This is a genomic window from Herbaspirillum sp. SJZ106 (assembly GCF_006715495.1).
Lineage (GTDB): Bacteria > Pseudomonadota > Gammaproteobacteria > Burkholderiales > Burkholderiaceae_D > Herbaspirillum.
In genome coordinates this window covers 461,859-488,294 of the sequence record NZ_VFNI01000001.1, presented here as the reverse complement: position 1 = coordinate 488,294, position 26,436 = coordinate 461,859, and the positions used below count along the sequence as shown (strand labels likewise).

Below are 26,436 nucleotides of genomic sequence, written 5' to 3'. Positions count from 1 at the left end.
TTGTTTTGATACGACTCTCCAAATGATAGCAAGCGGTCAACCAGGTTTAATTGCGGTCAACCGAATAGCGGAAGGCCTCCAGCGCCTCCGCCGTCATCGAGGGGACAAATTCGATTATTTCATACTCGGCCACGCCGGCGATGTAAAAGGGATCGAGTTCGATGATCGCCTCCATTTCGGCACGGTCCGATGCATCCGCCAGAATGATGCCGCCGGTGCGCGGCACCTTGCGGCCCGACATCAGGAACACGCCGTCCGCATACTGCTGGTTGAGGAATTTCTTGTGCGCGGTCAACAGGCTGTCGATTTCGCTCGCCGGCTTGGTGTACGTGATCGAGATAATGAACATGTTCCCTCCACAATGCGGTTCCTGCCATCCTGCCGGACATCGTTGCGACAACATCCCTGCGCCGGCGCATGCACATCATCGGGCAAGGCGCGCCGGCATGCGCACTTGCCCGGCTGCCAGGCGATCAGAACGGCATCTTGAAGCCCGGGGGCATCGGCATACCGGCGGTGACGCTGGCCATCTTTTCCTGGCTGGTGGCTTCGGCCTTGCGCACTGCGTCGTTGAACGCGGCGGCGACCAGGTCTTCCAGCATGTCCTTGTCATCGGCCAGCAGCGACGGATCGATGGAAACGCGCTTGACGTCGTTCTTACAGGACATGACGACCTTGACCAGGCCGGCGCCGGACTGGCCTTCGACTTCGATCTGCGCCAGCTGGTCCTGCATTTTCTTCATGTTGTCCTGCATGGCCTGCGCTTGCTTCATCAGACCTGCCAATTGACCTTTCATCATCGCATTGCTCCTTCATCTTTCAATTCACGGAATTCTATCTTGTTTGCCCGCGGCCCCGGCGAATTCGCCGTCGGCCCCGGATCATAAGGGATGTATCGATCCCGGCACAATCGAGGCGCCGAACTCGCGCATCATGGACAGCACGAAGGGATCGTTCTGCATCTTTTGTTCGGCCTTGCGCTGGCGCTCGGCGCGGTCGGCTTCGGCCACCGCGTTGGCGGTGTCGGCCACGGCGCCGATCTCGGTTTCCACGCGCACTTCGCGGCCGAAGCGTTCCGACAGCGCCGCCATCAGCTTTTCCACGCTGCCGGAGGAACGCAGCGTCTCCAGCGGGATGCGCAGATGGAAGCAGACATTGCCGCCGGCCAGGCTTTCGCAGCGCACCAGCTCGCTCTGGAACGCCATCTGGTGCACCACCCCGCGCAGCGGCAGGCTGGCGGCCAGGCTGGGCCAGTGGCCGTCCCAACCGAGATCGGCGGCGATACGCAGGGTTTCCTGCTTCTGGGCAGGCGTCGCCGCGGGGCGCTGCGGCGCGGCTGGCACCGCAGGCGGTGCGGGGGCAAAAGCCTCTTCGCTTACGTCTGGCGGGCGGGAGTATTCAGTTTTTTTTTGAGCGTCGATGCCGGCCGGCATCGCATCCTCTTCCCACGGCGGCATGGAATCGAATGGCGGCGGTTCCGGCATGGATGGCGGCATCTCCGGCGCGGCAGATGCCACAGGCGCGGCTGCGGGCGCAGGAGCGGGTACTGGCGCAGCCGGACGCGGCGCAGAGGGCGCCTTGCCATTCTTGCCGATAGACGCGCGCGCGGCCATCAATGCAGCTTCGCGGGCCGAACTCGGCGCGGCGGCGGGGGCCGCGGAGGGTGCGGGTCGCGCTGCCGGCGCCGCTGGCGCAGGGGCCACCGGCGCACGGACCACAGGCGCACTGGTCACCGCCGCTTGTGGCGCGACCAGGGGCGCCGCCTGGCGCGCAGCGGGCGGACGCGGCCCCGGTGCGCCACCGGCTGCCGGTACCGGCGCCGCGGCGTTCGCGCTGACCGGCCGGAAGGCCAGCATGCGCAAAAGCGTCATGGAAAAGCCGGCGTATTCGTCGGGCGCCAGGCCCAGCTCATTGCGGCCATGCACGGCGATCTGGTAGAACAGCTGCACATGCTCGGGACTGAACTGGGACGACAGGCGCAGGATGTCTTCACGGTTGGGCACATCGTCGGCCAGTGCCGCCGGCACGCTCTGCGCCAGCGCAACCTGGTGCAACAAGGTGCCCAGGTCCTGCAAGGCGGCGTTATAGGACAGGCTGCGCGCGGCCATGTCGTCGGCCACGCCGAGCAGGGCCGCGCCATCTTGCGCCGCCAGGGCGTCGAGGATACGGATCAGGTAGGACTGGTCGAGCGCGCCCAGCATGCCCTGCACCGCTTCCAGCGTGACCTTGCCGGCGGCATAGGCGATCGCCTGGTCGGTCAGCGACAACGCGTCGCGCATGGAGCCGGAAGCGCCTTGCGCGAGCAGGCGCAAGGCCGGCGGGTCGAATTCGATGCCTTCCTGGTTCAGGATGTTGTCGAGGTGGCCGATGATGTGGCCCGGCGGCATCTGCTTCAGGTTGAATTGCAGGCAGCGCGACAACACGGTCACCGGGATCTTTTGCGGGTCGGTGGTGGCCAGGATGAACTTGATGTGCGCGGGCGGCTCCTCCAGCGTCTTCAGCATGGCGTTGAAGGCGTGGTTGGTCAGCATGTGCACTTCGTCGATCATGTAGACCTTGAAACGGGCATTGGACGGCGCATAGACCGCCTGCTCCAGCAACTGCGCCATTTCATCGACGCCGCGGTTGGAGGCCGCGTCCATTTCGATGTAGTCGACAAATCGCCCGGCATCGATGGCCACGCAAGCCTCGCACACGCCGCAGGGCGCGGCGGTAATGCCGCCGTTGCCGTCCGTGCCGACGCAGTTGAGCGACTTGGCCAGGATGCGCGAAAGCGTGGTCTTGCCCACGCCGCGGGTGCCGGTGAACAGGTAGGCGTGGTGCAGCCGCTGTTGCTCCAGCGCATGCGTCAGCGCGCGCACGACGTGCTCCTGGCCTACCAGGGTGTCGAAACTGCGGGGACGGTACTTGCGGGCGAGAACTTGATAGGACATGACGATGGCGGCGGTCGGCTTTTTGGCTCAGGTGGGCATTTTATTCTATTTCGCCGCCGGCATCGCCTTTGACGTGGTCGCGTCCTGAGATGCACGCCAAAAACGGCAATCCCGCCAAAACGGGATTGCCCGGTTGCCCGCGGTTACTTCTTGGCGGTTTCCGCCGGCTTGTCGCCGGCCGGCGCTGCCTTGCCGCCCTTGGCCGGCTGGCCGGAAGCCTCCGGCCTGGACTTGCCATTGACGGTCAGGCCATTGGCCGACAACTTGGCCGCGCTCTTTTCCTTGATGCCCTTGACGCGGTTCTGGAGGTCGTCCCAATCCTTGAAGCTGCCGCCCTTCTGGCGTTCTTCGAGGATACGCTTGGACATGGCCGGCCCGATGCCGCGAATGCCGTCAAGCGCGGCCTGGTCGGCCTTGTTGACGTCCACCTGGGCGAAAGCGAAGCCGGCGGCCATCAAAGCGGTAGCGATGAACAATAGAAATTTCTTCAACATATCAGGTTCCTTTCAAAATTGAGGTCTGAAAACAAAAGGCAGTTGCACCATGGGATGCAACTGCCTGTGCTAACGTGACCTCAAGACCTGCGTTGACAGAAATATAACGAGAAATGACCGTTGAAAAATCAGCGCCCGATTCAGCCTGCCAGCAACTCATCGCGCGTGACGGTCGCCGTCCCCAGCTTGCCGACGACGATGCCGCCGGCGCGATTGGCCATGGCAACCGCATCGACCAGCGAAGCGCCGGCGCCCAGCATGACCGCCAGCGTGGCGATGACGGTGTCGCCCGCGCCGGAGACGTCGAACACTTCGCGCGCCATGGTCGGGAAATGCTGCACGTCGCCCTCCTGGTACAAGCTCATGCCTTCCTCGGAACGGGTCAACAGCAATGCCTCCAGGTTGAGCGAAGCGCGCAGGTTCTGGGCGCGCGCGGTGAGGTCTTCTTCGTTTTTCCACTGGCCGACGATGCGCACCAGCTCGGACTTGTTCGGCGTCAGGATGCTGGCGCCCGCGTAGCGCTTGAAATCGTCGCCCTTGGGGTCAACCAGGATGCGCTTGCCCAGCGCGCGCGCGGCGGCGATCATCTCCGCCACGTTGACCAGGCTGCCCTTGGCGTAATCGGAAAAGACGATGACGTCGTAGTTGCCGACCAGCGAATTGAACTGCGTCAGCTTGTCGCGCAGCACGGTGTCGGTGGGCGCTTCCTCGAAGTCGATGCGCACCAGCTGTTGCTGGCGGCCGATCACGCGCAGCTTGACGATGGTGGAGATGGTGGCGTCGCGGTTGAGATGGCTGCTGATGCCCATCTCGCCCAGCATGCCTTCCACCACGCGCGCCGGCTCGTCGTCGCCGGTCACGCCCAAAAGCGCCGTCTGCGCACTCAGGCTGGCGGTATTGCGCGCCACGTTGGCGGCGCCGCCCAGGCGCTCTTCCTTGCGCTCCACGCGCACCACCGGCACCGGCGCTTCCGGTGAGATGCGGTTGACTTCGCCGAACCAGTAACGGTCCAGCATCACGTCGCCCACGATCAGGATGCGGGCGGAATTCCAGGCTGCTGCGATATCCATGCTCATCTTATTGTCCACGGGTCAGGATGGAACGGCCGATGCCGTAATACTCGATGCCGCTGTCGGCCATCACTTGCGGTTCGAACAGGTTGCGGCCGTCGAAAATCACGGGGTTCTTCAAGGCCACCTTGACGCGGTCGAAATCTGGGCTGCGGAAGGCCTTCCATTCGGTCACGATGGCCAGCGCATCGGCGCCCTCCAGCGCCGCCATCGGATTGGCCGCGAAGCTGATGCGCTCGAACAGCTTGGCGTCGTCGGCGCAGTCCAGCTTGAGTACGCGCTGCGCTTCCTTCATCGCCACCGGGTCGTACACCGATACGGTCGCGCCGCGGCGCACCAGTTCGCCCACCAGCACGCGCGAAGAAGCTTCGCGCATGTCATCGGTATTGGGCTTGAAAGCCAGGCCCCAGATCGCGAAGCGCTTGCCCGACAGATCCTCGCCGAAACGCTGGACCACCTTCTTGCCCAGCACATGCTTTTGCAGATCGTTGACCTGCTCGACCGCGCGCAGGATCAGCAGATCCTGGCCGTAGTCGCGCGCGGTGCGTTCCAGCGCCTGCACGTCCTTCGGGAAGCAGGAACCGCCATAACCGCAGCCGGCATACAGGAAACTGTGGCCGATGCGCGGGTCGGAACCGATGCCGTGGCGCACCGCCTCGATGTCGGCGCCGACCTTGTCGGCCAGGTTGGCCAACTCGTTCATGAACGAGATGCGGGTGGCCAGCATCGCGTTGGCCGCGTACTTGGTGAATTCGGCCGAGCGCACGTCCATCCAGAAGGTGCGCTCGTGGTTGCGGTTGAAGGGGGCGTACAACTTTTTCATCAGCGCGTAGGCGCGCTGCCCTTCGGGCGTCTGGTCGTGGCCGATGACAATGCGGTCGGGGCGCATGAAGTCTTCCACCGCCGCGCCCTCTTTCAGGAATTCGGGATTGGAGACCACCGAGAAACTGGCGTCGGACTGGCCGCGCCTGGCCAGCTCATCCGCAATGGCCGCCTTGACGCGGTCGGCAGTGCCGACCGGCACGGTGGACTTGTCGACCACCACCTTGAAACCGTCCATGTAGCGGCCGATGTTGCGGGCTGCCGCCAGCACGTATTGCAGGTCGGCGGAACCGTCTTCATCGGGCGGCGTGCCGACGGCGATGAACTGGATCTCGCCATGCGCCACGCTGGCGGCGATGTCGGTGGAAAACTGCAGGCGGCCGGCGGCGCGGTTGCGCGCCACCACGTCTTCCAGGCCCGGCTCATGGATCGGGATGCCGCCGTTGTTGAGGATATCGACCTTGGATTGGTCGACATCCAGGCAAAACACGTCGTTACCCAGCTCGGCCAGGCAAGCGCCGGTCACCAGGCCTACGTAGCCGGTGCCGATGATGGTGATTTTCATAGTGGATCCAGATTCAAAAAGTTGGCGTTCTCACGCCTCAGTTCATGACGTTGAGCTCTTCAGTGCGGCGCGGCGGGTAGGTTTCCCAGCGGCTGCAGCCGGGGCACTGCCAGTAGAACTGGCGCGCCTTGAAGCCGCAATGGCTGCACTGGTAGCGGGCCAGCTTCTGGGTATAGCCGTGCACCAGGGTCTTGACCACCGACAGCTCCGGCCGCACGCTCAGCGGCGCGGTCATCATGCGCGCTTCCAGGAACTTGTCCAGGCCCAGCAGCGTGGGGGTGCGGCGCAGTTCTTCGCTGACCAGGTTGTTGGCCGCTTCGACGCCCTCGGCATCGAGCACGGCCTTGAACACCACTTCCAGCAGGTCGATGGAAGGCGCTTCAGCCAGGTAGGCACGCAGCAGGTTGATGCCTTCCTGCGGACGGCCGATGGCGATATAGCCGTCCATCAGGCGCTGCGCCACCAGCGCCGTATGCGGCACGCTCTGGTGTTCGACCCGGCGCCAGGCTTCCAGCGCGCCTGCGATGTCGCCCTTGGCGCGCAGCGCATCGCCCATCAGCATGGTGGCGCGCACGCTCTTGCGGTCGGTGGCCAGGGCCTTGTCCAGCAGCGCGATGGCGGCATCGGCATTGGTGCGCACCAGTTCATCGGCGGCCAGTTCGCAATAGAACTGGGCGATCTCGCGCTGGCGACCGCCGGCGCCGGTGGCTTGCAGGATCTCGGCGGCGGAAATGGCGCGCGTCCATTCCTTTTCGCGCTGGTAGATTTCCAGCAGCGCGCGGCCGGCCTGGGCGCTGTATTGCGTATCGATGAGCTTGTTGAAGCTCTCTTCAGCGCGATCCAGCAGGCCGGCCTTGAGGTAATCCTGGCCCAGTTCATACAGCGCATGGCCGTGGTGTTCGGCCGGCAGGTCCGGGCGCGCCAGCAGGTTCTGGTGGACGCGGATGGCGCGTTCGGTCTCGCCGCGGCGGCGGAACAGGTTGCCCAATGCGAAATGCAGGTCCACCGTTTCGGGATCGAGCTTGACGATTTCGATGAAGGCGTCGATGGCCTTGTCGGGCTGTTCGTTGAGCAGGAAATTCAGCCCCTTGAAATAGCCGCGCGGCAATGTGCGCGACTCGGACAACAGTTGGTTGATATCAACCCGCGCGGCAATCCATCCCAATCCGAAGAAGACAGGAATACCGAGCAACCACCAGAATTCAAATTCCATGACGAGAGGGGAAAATTAAACCTAGATTCAGCAGTTGAATGCCTTCGCCGGCGCCGTGATCGGCGTGCCAGGCAAGGCGCGACGACGCGGCGCACTTAATGTGCGCAAGGAGGAGCAACGCCGCATGGCGCGGCGAGCGCGGTGCCGGAGAAGGCATAGCGCTCTCACCAGCAAGGTGAGCGGTATTGATACAGATAATGCTTGTGTTCATGCGGCTTTCCAAGGGATAGCAAGCGGTCAACTGCTGAATCTAGGTTAAAGGATGTGCTGCGCCATGATCACGCTGTCGGGCTGCGGCGGCTGCGCCTGGGCCTGAGCGATCTCTTCCTGTTGCTTCTGGATCTGGGTCAGCGCCTTCTTGTAGCGCGCCGCTTCGCGGCGATGGCGGAACACGATGGGCGTCATGGCCAGCACGCCGAGAATGGCGCCGACCACGAAGAACGCGAGCAGGACCAGCACCAGCGGGTCGGTACGCTCATAGCCGAGGAAGAAATGCAGCGTGACTTCCTGGGTATTGCGCAGCGCGAAGAAAAAGAAGCAGACGAACAGGATGGCCGCAATCAACCGGGAGATTATTTTCATGGCGCTTATCCTTTTTTGGGCTGGTCGATAGTATGGGGTGAAGCTTGTTCATGCGCCTTGCGCCGGATCAGGGCGCCTTGCGGCGGTCGCAGGCGTGCATGTCAGAACCTGTTCAAAGAGGTAACGAAATTGTACGTGAAAAAAAACGGCATCCAAAGATGCCGTTCATTTTGTTGATAAGCCTTTACACCCATCCTTCATGAAGTTTCAGGGCCGGGCTGACCAACGGATGTTGCTCAAGTACTGCCTGCGGGACAATGACAGCCGGTTCAATCCTCTCGAATAGGCTGTCCGACCATCGCATCCACGCGCTCGCGCAATTCCTTACCCGGCTTGAAGTGAGGAACCCGTTTTTCAGGGACCATCACCTTGTCGCCGGACTTGGGATTGCGGCCGATGCGCGGCGGACGGCGATTCAGCGCAAAGCTGCCAAAACCACGGATCTCAATGCGCTGCCCGGTCGCAAGCGCGTCGACCATCGCATCGAGTATGGTTTTGACCGCGTAATCCGCATCCTTTGCAACCAGTTGCGGATAACGCTCAGCCAAGCGGGCAATCAGCTCCGACTTTGTCATGTGGCCCGAAGAATCAGTTCTTGTTATCGAGCTTGGCCTTCAGCAGCGCGCCCAGGCTGGTGGTGCCCGAAGCAGCGTTGGAGTCGGCCGACATCTTCTGCATGGCTTCCTGGGTCTCGGCGTTGTCCTTGGCCTTGATCGACAGCTGGATGCTGCGTGCCTTGCGGTCGATGTTGATGACCAGGGCTTCGACGGCGTCGCCGACCTTCAGGTGGGTACCGGCATCTTCCACGCGGTCGCGGGAGATTTCGGATGCACGCAGGTAGCCTTCGACTTCATCGTTGAGCTGGATCACGGCGCCCTTCGGCTCCACCGACTTGACGGTACCGGTCACGATCGCACCCTTGTCGTTCAGGGCGGCGAAGTTGTTGAACGGGTCGCCTTCCAGTTGCTTCACGCCCAGGGAAACGCGCTCGCGCTCGACGTCGATCGCCAGCACGACAGCTTCCAGTTCGTCGCCCTTCTTGAACTTGCGCACGGCTTCTTCGCCGGCTTCGGTCCAGGACAGGTCGGACAGGTGCACCAGGCCGTCGATGTTGCCGGTCAGGCCGATGAACACGCCGAAGTCGGTGATCGACTTGATCGAACCCTTGACCTTGTCGCCCTTCTTGTGGCTCACGGCGAAGTCGTCCCAAGGATTCGGCTTGCACTGCTTCATGCCCAGGGAGATACGGCGACGCTCTTCGTCGATTTCCAGGACCATGACTTCGACTTCGTCGCCCAGCTGGACAACCTTGTTCGGCGCCACGTTCTTGTTGGTCCAGTCCATTTCGGAGACGTGCACCAGGCCTTCGATGCCTTGCTCGACTTCAACGAACGCACCGTAGTCGGTCAGGTTGGTGACCTTGCCGAACAGGCGGGTGCCTTGCGGGTAGCGACGCGACAGGCCGGTCCACGGATCGTCGCCCAGTTGCTTGACGCCCAGCGAGACGCGGTTCTTTTCCTGATCGTACTTGAGGACCTTGGCGGTGATCTCTTGACCGACCGACAGGACTTCCGACGGGTGACGCACACGACGCCATGCCAGGTCGGTGATGTGCAGCAGGCCATCGATGCCGCCCAGGTCGACGAACGCGCCGTAGTCGGTGATGTTCTTGACGATACCGGTGACGACTGTGCCTTCCTTCAGGGTTTCCATCAGCTTGGCGCGCTCTTCGCCCATCGAGGCTTCGATCACGGCGCGGCGCGACAGCACCACGTTGTTGCGCTTGCGGTCCAGCTTGATGACCTTGAATTCCAGGGTCTTGCCTTCGAACGGGGTGGTGTCCTTGACCGGACGGGTGTCGACCAGCGAACCCGGCAGGAAGGCGCGGATGCCGTTGGTCAGGACAGTCAGGCCGCCCTTGACCTTGCCGTTGACGGTGCCGGTGACGATCTCGCCGGACTCCATCGCCTTTTCCAGCGAGAGCCACGATGCCAGACGCTTGGCCTTGTCGCGCGACAGGATGGTGTCGCCGAAGCCGTTTTCCAGCGATTCGATCGCAACGGAGATGAAGTCGCCGACATTGACTTCGACTTCGCCGTTGTCGTTCTTGAATTCTTCAACAGGGATGAAAGCTTCCGACTTCAGGCCGGCGTTGACGATCACGAAGTTGTGGTCGAGACGGACGACTTCTGCGGAGATGACTTCACCCGAACGCATGTCCTGACGCGACAGCGATTCTTCAAACAGAGCAGCAAATTCGCTGGCGGTATCAACACCTGCAGCGATAACGGTAGTGGTAGACATATGAGAAAAAGAAAGATTTTGCCAATATTCGTCGATGCAATCAGACCGCCTTGCACTGCCGCCCTCGTTGCCGGGATGGCATGAAATATTGGGTTAGGTTTATCAACACCCGCCAGACTTTGCATCTGCCGGGCACCAATGGCACTACGGGTACTGCAACTTGCCTCTGCCCCATATGCGCCTGCCATGCCGGTAAATCAAGCGCGACAGTCGCATGCGGGCCGTATTACATGCTTTATTACATGCTTCAATGACCCAGGGCAGCGTACCAACCGAGCACCTGCTGCACCGCTTCATCAGCGGTCATATCCGAGGTATCCAGGTGATATGCGCCTTCCGCTGGCTTCAAAGGCGCCGACGCGCGGCTCATGTCGCGTTCGTCCCGCTCCTCCAAATCCCTCGAAAGGTCGTCGATATTAGCAGAAAAACCCTTGTCAATCAATTGCTTATAACGCCGGGATGCGCGCGCCGCCACACTGGCGGTCAAAAACACCTTCAGGCGGGCATTCGGAAAGATCACCGTGCCCATGTCGCGCCCGTCCGCCACCAAGCCGGGCGGCTGGCGAAAGCCCAGTTGCAGGCCGTACAGGGCCTGGCGAACCGTTGTCAATGCCGCAATCTTCGATGCCGTATTGCCGACTTCCTCGGCCCGGATGGCCTGGGTCACATCCTCGTTGGCAAGAAAAATATGGGCGCCGTCGAAATGGCAATGCAGGTGCTCGGCCGCCTTGGCCAGCGCGTGCTCGTCGTTGAGCGCGATATCGCGCCGCAGAACCGATAGCGCCGTCAGGCGATACAGCGCCCCGGAATCCAGATAATGGAAGCCCAGTTGCTGGGCCACTTTCTGGGCCACGGTGCCCTTGCCGGATGCGGTCGGGCCATCGATGGCGATAACCGGAATTTTTGCCTTTTCCATGCAAACCTGTCTGTGAAAATAATTTACGTCAATAACGGGATACAAACCCTTGAAAAGGGTTTATCAGATCAAGATTTGCTCGGCAATCCTTTGGAAGACCGCGAAGTAGTCCGGAAAGGTCTTGGCCACGCACTTGGGGTCATTGATGCGGATATGGTTGCCGCGGCGCAACACGCCATCCAGCGATGCCAGCGAAAAACACATCGCCATGCGATGGTCGTCATAGGTATCGATGGCGGCCGTGCCGATAGCGGCCGGCGGCGTCACCTTGAGGTAATCCGCGCCCTCCTCCACCTCGGCGCCCAGCTTGCGCAGCTCGATGGCCATGGCCGCCAGACGGTCGGTTTCCTTGACGCGCCAGCTGCCGATGTTGCGCAAGGTGCTGGGGCCATCCGCATACAGCGCGGCCACCGCGATGGTCATGGCGGCGTCGGGAATGTGATTGAAGTCGGCGTCGATGGCTTTCAACGGGCCATTGGCCGACGCCTCGATCCAGTTTTCGCCCATGCTGATGTTCGCCCCCATTTGCTGCAACGCTTCGACGAAACGCACGTCGCCCTGGATGCTGTCGCGACCGACGCCTTCGACGCGGATCGGGCCGCCGGCAATCGCGCCTGCGGCCAGGAAGTAGGAAGCCGAGGAGGCATCGCCCTCGACATGGATGCTGCCCGGGCTGCGGTAATGCTGGCCCGGCTTGAGCGTGAACTGCTGCCAGCCCTGGCGCTCGACCTCGACGCCGAAACGGCGCATCAGGTTCAGCGTGATCTCGATATAGGGCTTGGAAATGAGTTCGCCCACCACCTCAACCGACATCGGCTCGTCGCGCGCCATCAAGGGCGCGGCCATCAGCAGCGCCGTCAGGAACTGGCTGGAGACGTTGCCGCGCACCTTCATGCGGTGCGAATTGAGCGTGCCGCGGCGGATATGCAGCGGCGGATAGCCGGGGTTGCCGGTGTATTCGATGCGCATACCGACCGCATTGAGCGCATCGACCAGGTCGCCGATCGGCCGCTCGTGCATGCGCGGCACGCCATGCAGCGTGTAGTCGCCGCCCAGCACCGCCAGCGCCGCCGTCAGCGGACGGATCGCGGTGCCGGCATTGCCCATGAACAGGTCGGCCTGGTGCACCGGCAGCACGCCGTTGACGCCATGCACGATGTAATCCTGGGTGCCCTCGACCTGCTCCCATTTCACGCCCAGCGTCTGCAAGGCCATCAGCATGACCAGCGTGTCGTCGGAGGCCAGCAGGTCGAAAATGCGGGTAGTGCCGCCGGACAACGCCGCCAGCAGCAGGATGCGATTGGAAATGCTCTTGGAGCCCGGCAGCTTGACCGTGCCCTGCACATGCGGCACCGGCGCGAGATCGATATGGCGGGGATAGGAAGGCTGTTTCATCGGGATCGGGAATGAAGGTTTATCGTCACAAGCGCCGCAGGTGCGGCGGATGATGCATTGTAGCCGCGGCGGGCGTGGCCTCAGGATTCCTTGCGCTCGGCAGCTTCGATGGCCGCGGCCCATTGCAGCCGGGCATGCCGGGCGCTGGCGTAGATCTTCTCCAGCGCGGCGCCGTCGCTGTCGGCGATCATCTGCCGCATCGATGTGAGCTGGGCCAGATAGGCATCGACTTCGGTCAGCAAGGCGTCGCGGTTGGCCAGCGTGATGTCGCGCCACATTTCCGGCGACGAGCCGGCGATGCGCGTGAAATCGCGAAAGCCGCTGGCGGCATACTGGAACAGCGTGGCCGCATGCGGCTTGCCGGCGATGTCGTCGACCAGCGCGAAAGCCAACACGTGCGGCAAGTGGCTGACCGAGGCGAATACCGCGTCATGCTCTTGCGGCGAGAGACGATGGATGAGCGCACCGCAGGCCCGCCAGGCGGCAGCCACGCGTTCGACATCGTCGGCCCGGTTTTCCGGCAAGGCGGTGAGCACCACCTTCTTGCCTACATAAAGGTCGGCCAATGCCGCTTCCGGGCCGTGCATCTCGCGTCCGGCGATCGGGTGGCCCGGCACGAACTGCCCGATCTTGCCGCCCAGCGACTTGCGCGCGGCGGCGACCACGTCGCCTTTGGTGCTGCCGGCATCGGTCACGATGGCGCCAGCCGGCAGGTGCGGCGCGATGGCGGCGAGGATGGCTTCCGTCTGCGCAACCGGAGCGGCCAGCAGGATCAGGTCGGCGCCGTCGACGGCGAGCGCCGCATCGGTGGCGACCGTATCGATGATGCCCAGCTCCCGGGCGCGCGCCAGGCTCGCCGGCGAGCGGCCGACGCCGACGATCTGTTCGACTTTACCGGCATGGCGCAACGCCAGCGCGAAGGATCCGCCGATCAGGCCGACGCCGAAAATGACAACCTTTTTGAACACGGCGGACTCAGGCAAGGACGGTTTTCAGGGCGGCGATGAAAGCGGCGTTCTCTTGCGGCAGGCCGATCGAGATGCGCAGCCATTGCGGCAAGCCGTAGTTGCCCACCGGGCGCACGATGATGCCCTTTTTCAGCAAGGCCAGGTTGACCCGCGCCCCGGCGCCGTCGTCCTCGCCGACCTTGACCAGCACGAAGTTGCCGTAGGACGGCACATAGCGCAGGCCCAGTTCGTCGAACGCGGCCGTAAGCTGGCGGTAGCCGGCGCTGTTGATTTCGGCGCTCTTCTGCAGGAAGGCCTTGTCATTGAGGGCGGCCACCGCGGCCGCCTGCGCCAGCGAGTTGACGTTGAACGGCTGGCGGATGCGGTTCATCAGGTCGGTCACCTCCGGCTGCGCGATGGCGAAACCGACGCGCAGGCCGGCCAGGCCATAGGCCTTGGACATGGTGCGCGAGACCACCAGATTCGGGAACTGGCGCACCCATGCCGTCGATTCGTACTGGTGCTCGGCGGCCAGGTATTCGTTGTAGGCTTCGTCCAGCACCACCACCACCTCGGGCGGCACCGACTTCAGGAACGTTTCCAGTTCAGCGGCAGACACGAAGGTGCCGGTCGGGTTGTTGGGGTTGGCCAGGTAGACCAAGCGGGTGTCGGCGGCGATCGCTTTGGCCATTGCTGGCAGATCGTGGCCGAAATCCTTGGCCGGCACTTCGATGGCGCGCGCGCCGACCGCCTGCGTGGCCAGCGCATAGACCAGGAAACCGTACTGCGCATACACCACCGACTGGCCCGGCTGCACGAAGGCGTGCGCGGCGATCTCAAGGATATCGTTGCTGCCGTTGCCCAGCGTGATCCAGCTTTGCGGCACATCGTACTTGGCGCTGATGGCGGCCTTCAGTTCGAAACCGTTGGCGTCCGGATAACGGCCCAGTTCGGCCACTGCCTGCTGCATCGCCAGCTTGGCCGACTCGGGCATGCCCAGCGGGTTTTCGTTGGAAGCCAGCTTGACGATGGCGGCCTCGTCCAGTCCGAATTCGCGCGCCACTTCGGCAATCGGCTTGCCGGCCTGGTAGGGCGCGATGGCGCGGACGTAATCGGGTCCTAACTGAGCGGGTGCTAACTGAGCGGGTGCAAATTGTTTGGACATACTGGTCTTTCCGGAAAATGAGGGTGCGCCGCCTGGGCGGCACGATGTTCGTCAATCGTCGTCGGTATCGCTTACAGGCCCAGCGGATACGAGCCCAGCAGCTTGAAGAAAGCCGCGTTCTGCTTCAGCTCGGCCAGCGCCTGCGCGACCTTCTCGTCCTGCTCGTGGCCTTCGAGGTCGACGTAGAAGTAATACTCCCACGCCCCCATGCGCGCCGGGCGCGACTCGAAGCGCGTCATCGACACGCCGTGCCTGGCCAGCGGCGCCAGCAGGTTATACACCGCGCCGGCCTTGTTGGGCACCGACAGCACGATGGACGTCTGGTCGCGGCCGGAAGGCGCGGTGCGCAGGCGGCCGATGATGGCAAAGCGCGTGCGGTTGTGCGGGTCGTCCTGGATATGGGCATTGACGGTCTGCAAGCTGTATTTCTGCCCGGCGATCTCGCCGGCAATGGCCGCCACGCCTGGGTCTTCGCCTGCCATGCGCGCCGCTTCGGCATTCGACGCCACGGCCTGGCGCTCGATACCCGGGTAATTCTGGTTGAGCCAGGCGTTGCACTGCGCCAGCGCCTGCGAGTGGGCGCAGATGCGGGTCACGCCGTCCATGCTGCCGCCCTTGGTCATCAGGCTGTGGTGCACCGGAATCGCCACCTCGCCGCTGATGGTCAGCGTCGTCTGCAGCAGCAGGTCCAGCGTGCGGTTGATCACGCCTTCGGAAGAGTTCTCGATCGGCACCACGCCAAAATCGGCGGTGCCGGCCTCGGCGTCGCGGAACACTTCATCGATGGAGACGCAAGGCAGCCCCTCGATCGCGTGGCCAAACTGCTGGTAGACGGCCTGTTCGCTGAACGTGCCGGCCGGGCCGAGATAGGCGACCACCACGCGCTTTTCCAGCGCGCGGCAAGCCGACATCACTTCACGGAAAATGGTCTGGATATCGGCGCCCTGCAAGGGGCCGGGATTGCGCTCGGCCGCGCGGCGCAGCACCTGCGCCTCGCGCTCGGGACGGAACACCGGCGCGTTGGTCTCGGCCTTGACATGGCCCACTTCCTGCGCGACGCGGGCGCGCTGGTTCAGCAGGTCGAGAATCTGCGCATCGATGGCATCGATTTTCTGGCGCAGTGGCAGCAACTTGTCGTCACTCATTTCGCTCTTTCTTGTTCAATGGCTTGCGCCCCGCCCTGCCTTGCGCAGGTGACGGCATGGCGCCGCTATCCGGCGGCAGCCATCGCCGCACCGGGAAAGCGGCCCGCCCGCAGGCAAAAATCAGCCGTGCTTGCGTTCGAATTCTTTGAGGTAATCGACCAGGGCCTGTACGCCCTCGATCGGCATCGCGTTGTAGATCGATGCGCGCATGCCGCCGACCGACTTGTGGCCTTTCAGCTGCAGCAGCCCGCGCTCCTTGGCGCCGGCGAGGAATGCGTCATTCAGCGACTCGTCGCGCAAGAAGAACGGCACGTTCATCCGCGAACGGCAATCTTTTGCAATACGGTTGCTGTAGAAATCGGTGCCGTCGAGATAGCCGTACAGCAGTTCGGCCTTGACGATGTTGCGCTGTTCCATCGCCGCCACGCCGCCCTGGCGCTTCAACCACTGGAACACCAGGCCGGCGATATAGATCGCGTAGGTCGGCGGGGTGTTGTACATGGAGTCGTTGTCGGCCACGATCTTCCAGTCGAAGGCCGAGGGACAGATCGGCAGCGCGTGGCCCAGCAGGTCCTCGCGCACGATGACGATGGTCACGCCGGCCGGGCCGATGTTCTTCTGGGCGCCGCCGTAGATGACGCCGTACTTCGACACGTCGACCTCGCGCGACAGGATGTGCGAGGACATGTCGGCCACCAGCGGCGCGCCGTTGGTGTCGACGGCCACATCCGGCGTGTATTGGTATTCGACGCCGTCGATGGTCTCATTGCTGCAGATGTGGACGTAGGCCGCATCCTTCGACAATGCCCAGTCGGCACGCGCCGGGATGCTGGAAAACTTGTGGTCGGCCGACGAAGCGGCGACGTTGACGGTGCAGTAACGGGCCGCCTCCTTGATCGACTTGGTCGACCACGAACCGGTGTTGATGTAGTCGGCCACGCCCGGCGCATGCTGGCCGGCAGGAGAACGCAGCGCCGCCAGGTTCATCGGGATGATGGCGTTCTCGGCGATCGCCCCGCCCTGCAGGAACAGCACCTTGTAGTTCGAGGGCACCGCCAGCAGATCGCGCACATCGGCCAATGCCGCCTCGATGATGGACATGTATTCCTTGCCGCGATGGCTCATCTCCATCACGGACATGCCGCTGCCATGCCAGTCCAGCATTTCATCGGCTGCCTGCTGCAGCACTTCCTTGGGCAATACCGCCGGGCCGGCGGAAAAGTTGTAAACCATATCTGCGATCACAATCAAAAAAGGCGGCTCACCTGATATGAACCGCCTTGCGTTGCAACGTATTACGCGTCTGCGGCGGGTGTTTCGCCACCGGCAGCTTCCGTCCCTTCCGCGCCTTCGGCAGTTTCGCCGCGCTCGTCCTCGACATCCGATTCGACCACGCGCTGCAGGCCCGACAGCTTGGTGCCGTCTTCCACCGCGATCAGGGTCACGCCCTGGGTGGCGCGGCCCATTTCGCGGATCTCCGATACGCGGGTGCGGATCAGCACGCCGCCGGTCGTGATCAGCATGATCTCGTCGGTCGGCTCGACCAGGGTAGCGGCCACGACCTTGCCGTTGCGCTCGCTGGTCTGGATCGCGATCATGCCCTTGGTGCCGCGGCCGTGGCGGGTGTACTCGGTGATCGGGGTACGCTTGCCGAAACCGTTCTCGGTCGCGGTCAGCACCGACTGCTGCTCGTTCTCGGCCACCAGCAGGGCGATGACCTGCTGCGTTTCTTCCAGGTTCATGCCGCGCACGCCGCGCGCGGTGCGGCCCATCGGACGCACGTCGTTCTCGTCGAAGCGCACCGCCTTGCCGGAATCGGAGAACAGCATCACGTCATGCGCGCCATCGGTCAGCGCGGCGCCGATCAGGAAGTCGCCCTCGTCAAGGTCGACCGCGATGATGCCGGCCTTGCGCGGATTGCTGAAGTCCGACAGCGGGGTCTTCTTGACAGTGCCCAGGCTGGTCGCCATGAACACGTAGCGGTCTTCCGGGAAGGTCCGGTTCTCGCCCGACAACGGCAGCACCACGGTGATCTTCTCGCCGTCCTGCAGCGGGAACATGTTGACGATCGGCTTGCCGCGCGAGTTGCGCGAACCCTGCGGCACTTCCCACACCTTCAGCCAGTACAGGCGGCCGCGGTTGGAGAAGCACAGGATGTAGTCGTGCGTATTGGCGATGAAGAGCTGGTCGATCCAGTCGTCATCCTTGGTCGCCATGGCCTGCTTGCCGCGGCCGCCGCGCTTTTGCGCGCGGTATTCGGAGACCGGCTGCGACTTCATGTAACCGGTGTGCGACAGCGTCACGACCATGTCCTGCGGCGTGATCAGGTCTTCCGTGCCGAGGTCGGTGGCATTGAGTTCGATGGTCGAACGGCGCTCGTCCTTGGCGCCGATGCCGTAGTCGTTCTTGCCGGCATTGAGCTCGTCGGTGATGATCGCGGTCACGCGCGCCGGCTTGGACAGGATGTCGAGCAGATCGGCGATCTGCGCCATCACGTCCTTGTACTCATTGACGATCTTGTCCTGCTCCAGGCCGGTCAGGCGTTGCAGGCGCATCTGCAGGATTTCCTGGGCCTGCTCGTCGGACAGCTTGTACAGCCCGTCGGACTGGATGCCGTAATGGGCCGGCAGGCTTTCCGGACGGAAGGCCTCGATGCCGCCTTCATTGGTTTCGCCTGCGCGCGCCAGCATCTCGCGCACGGTCGACGAATCCCAGGCGCGCGCCATCAGCTCGGTCTTGGCGATCGGCGGCGTGGGCGCGGCGCGGATGATGGCGATGAAATCGTCGATGTTGGCCAGCGCAACCGCCAGGCCTTCCAGCACGTGGCCGCGTTCGCGCGCCTTGCGCAGCTCGAACACGGTACGGCGGGTGACCACCTCGCGGCGGTGCGACAGGAAGCATTCCAGCAGTTGCTTCAGGTTCAGCAGGCGCGGCTGGCCATCGACCAGCGCCACCATGTTCATGCCGAAGGTGTCCTGCAACTGGGTCTGCTTGTACAGGTTGTTGAGCACCACTTCCGGCACTTCACCGCGCTTCAACTCGATGACCACGCGCATGCCCGACTTGTCGGACTCGTCGCGCATGTCGGAAATGCCTTCCAGCTTCTTGTCGCGCACCAGCTCGGCGATGCGTTCCAGCAGCGCCTTCTTGTTGACCTGGTAGGGCAGCTCGTCGACGATGATGGCGGTACGGCCTTCGCGCCCGAATTCCTCGAAGTGGGTCTTGGCGCGCATGATCACGCGGCCGCGGCCGGTGCGATAACCGTCGCGCACGCCGGAGACGCCGTAGATGATGCCGCCGGTCGGGAAGTCGGGCGCCGGAACCAGCTCGATGAGTTCATCGATGGTGCAGTCGGCATTGCCCAGCAGGTGCAGCGCGGCGTTGATGACTTCGGTGATATTGTGCGGCGGGATGTTGGTGGCCATGCCCACGGCGATGCCGGAGGAGCCGTTGACCAGCAGGTTCGGGATACGCGTCGGCAGGACCGAGGGTTCCTTTTCCTTGCCGTCGTAGTTGGGCACGAAATCGACGGTTTCCTTTTCGATATCGGCCAGCAGTTCGTTGGCGATCTTGTCCAGGCGGCACTCGGTGTAACGCATCGCCGCGGCGCCGTCGCCGTCGATCGAGCCGAAGTTGCCCTGGCCGTCCACCAGCGTGTAGCGCAGCGAGAAATCCTGCGCCATGCGCACCAGCGTGTCATAGATCGAGGCGTCGCCGTGCGGGTGGTACTTGCCCATGACTTCGCCGACCACGCGGGCGCATTTGACGAACGGGCGGTTCCACACGTTGTTCATCTCATGCATCGCGTACAGCACGCGGCGGTGTACCGGCTTCAAGCCGTCGCGCACATCCGGCAGTGCCCGTCCCACGATCACGCTCATGGCGTAATCGAGGTAACTCTTGCGCATCTCTTCTTCGAGGGAAATGGGGATGGTTTCTTTAGCGAATTGATCCATTGGAGAGTCGAAAGATGTTTCCCGGTCTTAAAAAAACCATACCGGGCGGGCCATGCCCTTGGACGTAATCTGAACAGTGCATTCTAGCATGCCGCAGGGCTGAACCACCTGCTTGGGAACCCCGCAGCCGCATACCCGTCATCGCCTCGCGCCATGGATCGGCCGCAACCTGCCCGCTGCGAACGATGGCCTATATATTATTAGCGGCCAGATAGCCTGGAGGACCCGGATTGCCGGCAAAACATTTTCCATAAGACAACATCGCGACGGGAATGAGGCTTCCGGGAGGTTTCTTTGAAATCGGATTCCCTGAACCCTGAAACGGGAGGGATCTGAACCTTCACTCGCATCGATATGGCATGCAAAAGGCAACTTCCATGGTCATGCAAGGATTGGCGAACTACATGAAAAATAAGGATTTTCTTGCTGAAAAGGTGATTTTTTAAGCTCTTCGGCGACAAAAATGCCGCTAAAAAAGCGCGTTGCGCGGAAACAACACAGTCCCAAAAACGTTGTCTGGACCAAATAGCAAGCATCACTCAAGGGCAATCCCTGTGGCAGAATGGCGGCTAAGTTCATCGCATGCCACCTAGGAAACAAGGGGCTGTGACGACCTGAACACATGATATTATTCATTTTTTTGATGTCGTAATCTTGTAGCGCAGTTTATCTGCGGATATCTCACCCGAGAGGAGAAACATGAACAAATTAGCAAAACTCGTCTTCGCTGCTGCGTCCGCAGCCATCGCTCTGTCTGCCACCGCTCAGGAAATCAAGGACATCAAGGTCCGTCCGGGCAGCGCATACCTGCAAGATGGCCGTGACGTCGTTACCCGCAGCGGTTACGGTCTGTGCTGGCAAACCGCCTATGTGAACGGCCCTTGCGAAGAGCCGCCTGCACCGGCACCGGTTGCTGCTGCCGCTCCTGCTGCTCCTGCTGCCGCTCCTGCTGCTCCGACATCCGAAAAAGTGACCTACGCTGCTGACGCGTTCTTCGACTTCGACAAGGCAGTCCTGAAGCCTGCCGGCAAGGCCAAGCTGGACGAGCTGGTCGGCAACCTGAAGGCGATCAACCTGGAAGTCATCATCGCTGTCGGCCACACCGACTCCGTTGGCTCGGTTGCCTACAACCAGAAGCTGTCGGTTCGCCGCGCTGAAGCTGTCAAGGCATACCTGGTTTCCAAGGGTGTCGAAGCCAACCGCGTCTACACTGAAGGCAAGGGCAAGTCGCAACCGGTCGCAGACAACAAGACTGCAGCTGGCCGCGCCAAGAACCGCCGCGTGGAAATCGAAGTTGTGGGTACCCGCAAGTAATCGATTGACGCTACAAGGCCTCAATGAACCCCGCTTCGGCGGGGTTTTTTTATGCCTATTTGATTTCCGGCCATCCGACACCCGCTCCTGTTTCGGCTATCATTGCGCCTATGAATGCGACCAATGCCGACCCCCAAGAACTCCAGAAATTCAGTGAGCTGGCCCACCGCTGGTGGGATCCCGGCTCCGAATTCCGCCCCCTGCACGAGATCAATCCGCTGCGCCTGGAATGGATCAATGCCCGCGCGCCGCTGGCCGGCAAGAAAGTGCTCGATATCGGCTGCGGCGGCGGCATCCTGGCCGAATCGATGGCGGCCAAGGGCGCCAACGTCACCGGCATCGACCTGTCCGACAAGGCCCTGAAGGTTGCCGACCTGCACAGCATGGAATCCGGCGTGCAGGTGCGTTACGAAAAGATCGCCGCGGAAGACATGGCCGCACGCGAACCCGGGCAATTCGATGTCGTCACCTGCATGGAAATGCTGGAACACGTGCCCGATCCGTCTTCCATCGTGCGCGCCTGCGCCACCCTGGTCAAACCCGGTGGCAAGGTATTTTTCTCGACACTCAACCGCAATCCCAAGGCTTACCTGCTGGCGATCATCGGCGCCGAATACCTGCTGCGCATGCTGCCCAAAGGGACCCACGATTACGCCAAGTTCATCACCCCGGCCGAACTGGGGCGATATATCCGCCAGGCGGACCTGGATATCGATGCCTTCAAAGGCATGAGCTACAACCCGATCACCAAGATCTATTCGCTCAACAACGATACCGACGTCAACTATCTGGTCGCCTGCACCCGGCCGCTCGCCTGAACGGCCGCAGCAGTTGCCGGGCGCCGCTGCCCATGCGCGGCGCCCTTCCTCCAACCCCATCCTGTGACGCACCATGCCGCTACGCCCACCGCGCGCCATCCTGTTCGACCTCGACGGCACGCTTGCCGACACCGCCCCCGACCTCGCCGCCGCGGCCAATTTCCTGCGCAGCGAACACGGCCTTGAACCGGCGCCTTACGAAGTGCTGCGCCCTGTCGCATCGGCCGGCGCGCGCGGACTGATCGGCGCCGCGCTGGATATCCACCCCGGCCACGCCGAGTACGAGTCCCTGAAAGTACGCTTCCTGGACCGTTACGAAGCCAACATGGCCGCCCACAGCAAACTGTTCGACAATATCCCCGACATGCTGGCCCAGCTGGAAGCGCGCGGCATCGCCTGGGGCATCGTCACCAACAAGGCCGCCCGCTTTACCGATGCGCTGGTGCCGCAGATCGGCCTGGGGCATGCCGCCTGCGTGGTCTCGGGCGACACCACGCCGCATCCCAAACCGCACCCCGCCCCCCTGCTGGAAGCGGCCAAACGCTTGCAACTGGCGCCGGAGGATTGCTGGTACGTCGGCGATGACTTGCGCGATGTGCAAGCCGGCAAGGCTGCCGGCATGCCCACCGTGGCGGCGGCCTGGGGCTATTGCGGCCACTCCGCACCGGCCTCCTGGGATGCCGACGCGCTGCTGCACGAGCCGCAAAAACTGCTGGAACTGCTGGGGCCTGCGCCGATCTGATTTGCGCAGGGCCGATGGCAAGCCCCGCCCCGTTCAATCGGCTGCCGCGCGCAGCCGATTTGCATTCCGCCACCACGCTTGCTTGCCCCTATTTCGAGATCTATGCTCCACGCTTGCCGATGCCGCATTAGAATGATGCAAGTGGCCAACCATACCGCCACCTGTTCTTCGCACACATAACAAATATCGTTGAACGCACCGGTGCCGCCCGCCTGCTCCTGCGCAGCGCCTTCGCCGCCCGGTTGCATCGAGAAGGAACATCCAGCATGGCAAATCCAGGCATTGCAGCAACCCTCAACAACTGGAAATCGCAGCAGCGCTTGCGCCGCCCGCTCAAATGGCTCGCCTGGATCCTGGTTGTCCTGCTCGCGCTGGCCGCCGCCAGTTGGCTGGCGCTGCCGTCCTTCATCAAAAAGATCGCCATCGAGCAGACCCAGGAAAAGATAGGCCGCAAGCTCGACATCGGCAAAATCGACTTCAACCCGTTCCGGCTGGCGCTGACCGTCTCCGATGTCACGCTCTACGAACCGGACCAGAAAACGCCCTTCTTCGCGGCCAGGAGCCTGCTGGTCAACGCCTCTTCCGCCTCCCTCTTCCGCCTGGCACCGGTACTCGACGAAATCAAGCTGACCGCGCCCGACGTGCACGTGGTACGCCTGGACGCCGAGGGCATCGGCCACTACAACTTCTCCGATATCCTCGAGCGCATCGATGCCATGCCCAAGAGCGATTCGAAGTCGCAGTTCTCGCTGGCCAACGTGCAACTGCAGGACGGCAAGATCCGCTTCGAAGACAAGGTCACCGGCAAAGACATCAACGTCCAGGCGCTGCAGATCGGCCTGCCCTTCATTTCCAACCTGCCCGGCAGCATCGACAGCTCGGTGCAGCCCCAGCTCTCGGCCGACATCAACGGCACGCCCTTTCATCTGCAGGGACGCAGCAAGCCTTTCGCCAGCACCCAGGAATCGACCTTCGCCATCGACATCGACCAGCTCGATGTGGTCAGCTACCTGCCCTTCGTCCCCGTTGCGCTGCCGGTCAAGCTGCAAAGCGCCAAGCTCACGACCAAACTGGACCTGGGCTTCGTCCGCACCGACGGCAAACCCAAGGTGGCACTGAGCGGCGATCTCGCCCTGGAAGACATCTCGGTGCAGGACAAGAGCCAAGCCCAGTTGTTCAAGGCCAAGAAACTGGCCGCCAACATCAAGCAGTTCGATGTGCTCAATGCCAGCGGCGAGATCGCGCAAATCAGCCTGGAAGCGCCGCAAGTGTGGGCAGCGATGAATGCGCGCGGCGACATCAACTGGGTACGGGCGCTGGCCTCGGGCCAAACTGCCAAACCCGCCAAGCCCGCCCAGGCAAGCGATGCGCCGGCGGCGCAAACTCCCGCCCCCAGCGCCGCTGAAAAGAAAGACGCCGCCATCCTCGTCCAGCAACTCAGCGTACGCGACGGCGAAATCAACTGGCGCGACGAAGCCAACGCAGCGCCCGCGCAAAACGTACAACTGAGCCAATTCAGCGTCGACGCGTCCCAACTCTCGACCGACGCCGACGCCAAACCCGCCGCGCTGAAAATCTCCCTGGTCGAGAACGGCCGCGGCAAGCTGGCGTTCGACGGCGACATCGCACCGCTCAAGCCGCAGCTCAACGGCAAGCTGACGCTGGACGGCATCGACATCGCCGGCTACCAGAATTACCTGAACCGCTCGCTGGCAGCCAATGTATCCGGCGCCTTGTCCGGCGCTTCAACGATCCAGTTCCAGGATAAGCAACTCAAGCTGAGCGATACCAGCCTCGACCTCGCCAACCTCAAGCTGGCGCCCAAGGTAAAAAATGCCAACGCCATCACGGTCAAATCGATCGCCTTGCAACAAGCCTCGCTCGACCTGGCCGCGCATCTGGCGCAAGCCGACGCCATCCGCATCAGCGGGCTGAGCGGCGATATCCGGCGCGAAGGCGACGGCAGCTTCAACCTGCAACGGCTGCAGGCGGCAGCCCCTGCCCCCGCCGCCGCGGAGCGCGCACCCGAGCCATCCGGCAACAAGGCGCCGGCCAAGGGAACGCCGCCATCGCCATGGGTGGCGCGCCTGAACACCTTCAGCCTGGCCGACAGCAGCCTCAACTTTGAAGATGCGGCCGCCGGCGCCAAGTCCCGCTTGAAGATCCACGGCATCAACCTGCAAGTGCAGAACCTTTCCAGCAAGCTCGACCGCGACACCAAGTTGAGCCTGCAAGCCCAGTTCGACAAGAGCGGCAAACTCGACATCAACGGCCAGGCCGCGCCGCAGTTAAAGGACATCAACCTCAACCTGGATGCGAAAAGCCTGCCTATCGCCCCCTTCCAGGGCTACTTCGCCAATGCGCTCAACGTCACGCTGACCAGCGGCTTGCTCAGCGCCAAGGGCAAGCTGGCCGTCACGCCGCCGCTGGAGCAGCGGAAGTTCGCGCTCAGCTACAACGGCAGCGCCGCCGTCAACAACCTGCGCATGCAAGACAAGATCACCTCCACCGACTTCCTGCGCTGGCGCGCGCTCGACCTCAGCGGCATCCGCGCCAAGCTGGGCGGCCGTACGCAAATCTCGCTGGACAAGATCGCGCTGACCAACTTCTACGCGCGCACCATCCTGTCCGAGAAAGGCCGTCTGAACCTGCAGGACATCCTGGTGTCCGACGCGCAATCGCAAGGCTCGATCACCAATGCCGACAAGCAGGACAACAAAGAACCCAAGGACACCGCCAGCGCGCCCAAGACCGTCACCTCGGCCGCCCCGGTAACCGCCGCCGCCGATCCGAATGCGCCGATCGTGCGCATCGGGCAAGTCGTGCTGGCCGCCGGCAACATCAACTACACCGACAATTTCGTCAAGCCGAACTACACCGCCAACATGACCGACCTGGCCGGCACCATCGGCGAAATCTCGTCGGAGAAACCGCAACCGGCGCCCGTCAACATCAGCGGCAAGATCGACAACGACGCCCCGTTGCAGATTTCCGGCTCGCTCAATCCGCTGTTCAAGCCCATGTTCCTCGACATCAAGGCCAGCGCCAACGGCGTGCAGTTGCCGCGCCTGACGCCCTACTCGGCCAAATACGCCGGCTACCCGATCACCAAGGGCAAGCTGTCGATGGATGTGCAATACAAGATCGAGAACGACAAACTGGTCGCCGAAAACGACGTGCGCATCGAACAACTCACCTTCGGCGAACGCGTCGACAGCCCCGACGCCACCAAGCTGCCGGTGATGCTGGCGGTTTCGCTGCTCAAGGACCGCAATGGCAACATCAACCTCAACCTGCCGATCTCGGGCTCGCTCTCCGACCCGCAGTTCTCGGTCGGCGGCATCATCTTGCGCGTGTTCGTGAACCTGATCGTCAAGGCCGTCACCTCGCCGTTCGCGCTGATCGGATCGATGTTCAACGGCTCCGACGACATCGGCGAACTGCGGTATATCGAATTCGCTCCCGGCTCGGCCGAGATCACCCCGGAAATCCGCAAGAAGCTTGACGCCCTCGGTTACGTCCTCAACGAACGCCCCGGCATCAAGCTCGACATCACCGGCCGCGTCGATCCCAAGATCGATGACCAGGGCCTGCGCCAGGAAGCCCTGAACCGCCAGATGCGCACCCTCAAGCGCAAGGATCTGATGGACAAGGAAGGCCAACCTGCCGGCGCAGTGCAAATCAGCGATGCCGAGCGCCCCAAGTATCTCGAACGGGTCTACAAGGACGCGAAGTTCAAGAAACCGCGCAACATGATCGGCCTGGCCAAATCGCTGCCGCCGGAAGAAATGCAAAAGTTGATCACCGACAACACGGAAGTCACGCAAGACGACCTGCGCAACCTGGCCCAGCGCCGCGCCGACCAGGTCCGTAATTACCTGCAGGAACAAAGCGTGATCCCCGCCGAACGCATTTTCCTGATCGCCCCCAAACTCAGCGCCGACGGCATCCCGGACAAGGAAGCCACCACCCGGGTCGACCTCGGCATCCAATAAGGCAGGAAACAGCACCGGAAGACTTGATAAAACCGAAAGCGCCCCTACAGTAGGTTATAA

General features: G+C 62.8%; 23 protein-coding genes. 4 read left to right on the top strand and 19 right to left on the bottom strand.

Going from position 1 to position 26,436, the window contains the following annotated elements; all coding sequences use genetic code 11:
- Window positions 1-46: 46 nt before the first annotated feature.
- The 19 genes from FB598_RS02165 to FB598_RS02075 form a co-directional block, all read right to left on the bottom strand.
- Window positions 47-349 carry a YciI family protein gene (locus FB598_RS02165; RefSeq protein ID WP_141912292.1) on the bottom strand — a complete coding sequence of 101 codons (303 nt, stop codon included), beginning with the start codon at window positions 347-349 and terminating at the stop codon, window positions 47-49.
- Window positions 350-473: 124 nt separating this feature from the next.
- Complete coding sequence (locus FB598_RS02160) at window positions 474-800, bottom strand: YbaB/EbfC family nucleoid-associated protein (protein ID WP_141912290.1); 327 nt, start codon at window positions 798-800, stop codon at window positions 474-476.
- An 81-nt stretch (window positions 801-881) separates the two neighbouring features.
- Window positions 882-2,933 (bottom strand): DNA polymerase III subunit gamma/tau, encoded by a 2,052-nt coding sequence (locus FB598_RS02155; RefSeq protein ID WP_141912287.1) that lies wholly within the window; start codon window positions 2,931-2,933, stop codon window positions 882-884.
- Window positions 2,934-3,076: 143 nt separating this feature from the next.
- Window positions 3,077-3,427, bottom strand: coding sequence for a helix-hairpin-helix domain-containing protein (locus FB598_RS02150; protein WP_141912285.1), 351 nt, complete (start codon window positions 3,425-3,427; stop codon window positions 3,077-3,079).
- Between the two features lie 140 nt (window positions 3,428-3,567).
- Window positions 3,568-4,503: a D-glycero-beta-D-manno-heptose-7-phosphate kinase gene (gene rfaE1, locus FB598_RS02145; RefSeq protein ID WP_141912283.1), complete on the bottom strand. Its 936-nt coding sequence runs from the start codon at window positions 4,501-4,503 to the stop codon at window positions 3,568-3,570.
- Window position 4,504: 1 nt separating this feature from the next.
- On the bottom strand, window positions 4,505-5,884 hold the full coding sequence (locus FB598_RS02140; RefSeq protein ID WP_141912280.1) for a UDP-glucose/GDP-mannose dehydrogenase family protein: 1,380 nt from the start codon (window positions 5,882-5,884) through the stop codon (window positions 4,505-4,507).
- A 37-nt stretch (window positions 5,885-5,921) separates the two neighbouring features.
- Window positions 5,922-7,097, bottom strand: a complete 1,176-nt coding sequence (lapB, locus tag FB598_RS02135) for a lipopolysaccharide assembly protein LapB (protein WP_141912278.1) — start codon at window positions 7,095-7,097, stop codon at window positions 5,922-5,924.
- On the bottom strand, window positions 7,087-7,308 hold the full coding sequence (locus FB598_RS02130; protein ID WP_141912274.1) for a hypothetical protein: 222 nt from the start codon (window positions 7,306-7,308) through the stop codon (window positions 7,087-7,089). The genes lapB and FB598_RS02130 overlap by 11 nt, the downstream gene beginning before the upstream one ends.
- Before the next feature lie 44 nt (window positions 7,309-7,352).
- A complete protein-coding gene (locus FB598_RS02125; protein WP_141912271.1) occupies window positions 7,353-7,679 on the bottom strand; it encodes a lipopolysaccharide assembly LapA domain-containing protein in 327 nt (108 codons plus the stop codon).
- Window positions 7,680-7,948: 269 nt separating this feature from the next.
- On the bottom strand, window positions 7,949-8,254 hold the full coding sequence (locus tag FB598_RS02120; protein WP_006462119.1) for an integration host factor subunit beta: 306 nt from the start codon (window positions 8,252-8,254) through the stop codon (window positions 7,949-7,951).
- A gap of 13 nt (window positions 8,255-8,267) precedes the next feature.
- Window positions 8,268-9,983 (bottom strand): 30S ribosomal protein S1, encoded by a 1,716-nt coding sequence (gene rpsA, locus FB598_RS02115; RefSeq protein ID WP_082221371.1) that lies wholly within the window; start codon window positions 9,981-9,983, stop codon window positions 8,268-8,270.
- Between the two features lie 247 nt (window positions 9,984-10,230).
- Window positions 10,231-10,899, bottom strand: a complete 669-nt coding sequence (gene cmk / locus FB598_RS02110) for a (d)CMP kinase (protein WP_141912268.1) — start codon at window positions 10,897-10,899, stop codon at window positions 10,231-10,233.
- 63 nt (window positions 10,900-10,962) lie between these two features.
- The gene (aroA, locus tag FB598_RS02105; protein ID WP_141912265.1) at window positions 10,963-12,294 is read right to left on the bottom strand and encodes a 3-phosphoshikimate 1-carboxyvinyltransferase; all 1,332 of its coding nucleotides are present in this window, start codon (window positions 12,292-12,294) and stop codon (window positions 10,963-10,965) included.
- A gap of 80 nt (window positions 12,295-12,374) precedes the next feature.
- Window positions 12,375-13,262: a prephenate dehydrogenase/arogenate dehydrogenase family protein gene (locus FB598_RS02100; protein ID WP_141912262.1), complete on the bottom strand. Its 888-nt coding sequence runs from the start codon at window positions 13,260-13,262 to the stop codon at window positions 12,375-12,377.
- A 7-nt stretch (window positions 13,263-13,269) separates the two neighbouring features.
- The gene (gene hisC, locus FB598_RS02095) at window positions 13,270-14,406 is read right to left on the bottom strand and encodes a histidinol-phosphate transaminase (protein ID WP_141912259.1); all 1,137 of its coding nucleotides are present in this window, start codon (window positions 14,404-14,406) and stop codon (window positions 13,270-13,272) included.
- 71 nt (window positions 14,407-14,477) lie between these two features.
- Entirely contained in the window at window positions 14,478-15,551 is a 1,074-nt protein-coding gene (gene pheA, locus FB598_RS02090) for a prephenate dehydratase (protein ID WP_141912256.1), read from the bottom strand.
- A 120-nt stretch (window positions 15,552-15,671) separates the two neighbouring features.
- The gene (gene serC, locus FB598_RS02085; protein WP_141912253.1) at window positions 15,672-16,784 is read right to left on the bottom strand and encodes a 3-phosphoserine/phosphohydroxythreonine transaminase; all 1,113 of its coding nucleotides are present in this window, start codon (window positions 16,782-16,784) and stop codon (window positions 15,672-15,674) included.
- A gap of 62 nt (window positions 16,785-16,846) precedes the next feature.
- Complete coding sequence (gene gyrA / locus FB598_RS02080; protein ID WP_141912250.1) at window positions 16,847-19,507, bottom strand: DNA gyrase subunit A; 2,661 nt, start codon at window positions 19,505-19,507, stop codon at window positions 16,847-16,849.
- A 381-nt stretch (window positions 19,508-19,888) separates the two neighbouring features.
- Window positions 19,889-20,086: a hypothetical protein gene (locus FB598_RS02075; protein WP_141912247.1), complete on the bottom strand. Its 198-nt coding sequence runs from the start codon at window positions 20,084-20,086 to the stop codon at window positions 19,889-19,891.
- A gap of 120 nt (window positions 20,087-20,206) precedes the next feature.
- Here FB598_RS02075 and ompA point away from each other — a divergent pair, with 120 nt between their 5' ends.
- From ompA to FB598_RS02055, 4 genes are all read left to right on the top strand, one after another.
- Complete coding sequence (gene ompA, locus FB598_RS02070) at window positions 20,207-20,821, top strand: outer membrane protein OmpA (protein ID WP_141912244.1); 615 nt, start codon at window positions 20,207-20,209, stop codon at window positions 20,819-20,821.
- 110 nt (window positions 20,822-20,931) lie between these two features.
- Window positions 20,932-21,639 carry a bifunctional 2-polyprenyl-6-hydroxyphenol methylase/3-demethylubiquinol 3-O-methyltransferase UbiG gene (ubiG, locus tag FB598_RS02065; RefSeq protein ID WP_141912241.1) on the top strand — a complete coding sequence of 236 codons (708 nt, stop codon included), beginning with the start codon at window positions 20,932-20,934 and terminating at the stop codon, window positions 21,637-21,639.
- 73 nt (window positions 21,640-21,712) lie between these two features.
- The gene (locus FB598_RS02060) at window positions 21,713-22,381 is read left to right on the top strand and encodes an HAD family hydrolase (protein WP_141912238.1); all 669 of its coding nucleotides are present in this window, start codon (window positions 21,713-21,715) and stop codon (window positions 22,379-22,381) included.
- Window positions 22,382-22,647: 266 nt separating this feature from the next.
- On the top strand, window positions 22,648-26,376 hold the full coding sequence (locus FB598_RS02055; RefSeq protein ID WP_141912235.1) for a DUF748 domain-containing protein: 3,729 nt from the start codon (window positions 22,648-22,650) through the stop codon (window positions 26,374-26,376).
- The last annotated feature ends 60 nt before the right edge of the window (window positions 26,377-26,436 follow it).